Origin of the sequence: Martelella mediterranea (assembly GCF_021021415.1) — a bacterium.
GTDB classification, from domain to species: Bacteria; Pseudomonadota; Alphaproteobacteria; order Rhizobiales; family Rhizobiaceae; genus Martelella; species Martelella mediterranea_C.
Window position 1 is genome coordinate 1 of record NZ_JAINWJ010000102.1, and the last position, 1,062, is coordinate 1,062.

The following is a 1,062-nucleotide window of genomic DNA, read 5'->3' on the forward strand; positions in this document are numbered from 1 at the left end:
TAGAGCAGTTTCCGATCATATAGGTTCATAGCCGGCGGCTTCGAAGTAGTTCTGGCATTCAGTCGGGGAGAATGTGCCAACGGCCTCGCCGATTTTGCCCCAGAGGTCGGCGACTGTCCGGCAGGCTGCTGCTTTTAGGATTGCCTTGAGTTTAGAGAAGGCCATTTCGATTGGGTTGAGGTCGGGTGAGTAGGGCGGCAGGAAAAGCAACCGCGCCCCGGCCTTTTCGATGGCCGCGCGTACGGGGGCGACCTTGTGGGCGGGTAGATTGTCCATAACGACGATATCGCCGGGCGCCAATGTTGGGACAAGAACCTGCTCGACATAGGCGGTGAAGGCGAGAGCATTCATCGCTCCGTCCAGCACCATGGGAGCAGTCATGCCGGTTCGTCTCAATGCACCGACAAAGGTTGTCGTCTTCCAGTGACCGTGCGGAACGGACGCCCGGCATCGCACGCCGCGTACCGAGCGGCCATAAAGCCGCGCCATCTTTGTGGACGCACCGGTTTCATCGATGAACACCAGCCTGTCGGGATCAAGATCGAGCTGGCCGTCAAACCAGGACTGCCGCCGCGTCAGGATGTCTGAACGCTGTTGCTCGGCAGCATGCGCTGTCTTTTTTTGAACGTGATGTCGCGCCGGGCGAAGAATCGCCAGATCGTGCTCTGGGCCGCAGTGAAAGAACGCTCGCTTTCAAGCTTTTCGGCAATCTCGGCAAGGGTGATGTCCTTGCGTTCCTCGACCAGACCCAGAATGAAATCGCCATGGGCTTCGATGTGATGCGAGCGCAGGTCACCACCTTGCTGCTTCGGTGCGCGAGCACCTGTCTGCTTCAGACGAGACACCCAGCGGATCGCGGTCGAGGGGGCTACGCCGAACCTGTCCGCCGCAGCACGACACGACATTCCATTCTCAACGGCATCAAGCAGTCGATCACGAAGGTCTTTGGAAAGTGCTTTCACCATAAAGGCTGGCCTCCTGTCCCAGCCCCTATGTTGAATCAGAAACAAGCCGTCTTGGGAATCCCAGTCCGATTCTGAACGGTAAGAAATTGCTCTAGCG

1 protein-coding gene is annotated in these 1,062 nt (G+C 58.2%); it reads right to left on the reverse strand.

Going from position 1 to position 1,062, the window contains the following annotated elements; translation table 11 throughout:
• Window positions 1-15: 15 nt before the first annotated feature.
• A protein-coding gene (locus tag K7H91_RS25495) for an IS630 family transposase (protein ID WP_230722964.1) occupies window positions 16-965 on the reverse strand; the annotation gives its coding sequence in 2 pieces (ribosomal slippage) (window positions 16-623 and window positions 623-965; 951 coding nt in all).
• Window positions 966-1,062: the final 97 nt, after the last annotated feature.